This window comes from Gilvimarinus sp. 1_MG-2023 (genome assembly GCF_030548285.1).
The window spans coordinates 1-252 of sequence record NZ_JAUOSC010001353.1; the positions used below are offsets into that span (position 1 = coordinate 1).

Consider the following 252-nt stretch of genomic DNA (forward strand, 5'->3'; position numbering starts at 1 on the left):
TCCCATACCTTTGGGGCCGCGGTTTTCAAATGGATTGACGGTGATAAACAGGTTGGCGATAGGGGCAAAATAACTCAGCAGGTAATTCGCCACAACGCGGAAATCCGGGCGAATACGGCACACCAGCAGCAACAGAATCACGCCATCGAGAAAACCGAAAGGATGGTTGGATACCGTAATAAAAGGCCCGTTGGCAGGAATTGCCTGCTGTAATGCCTTTTCGTCGTAATCCAGCTCGATATGCAGGTGGTG

1 pseudogene is annotated in these 252 nt (G+C 50.8%); it reads right to left on the reverse strand.

The features are described from left to right. Window positions 1-252: pseudogene (locus tag Q4563_RS21250) on the reverse strand (hypothetical protein); the annotation flags it as partial.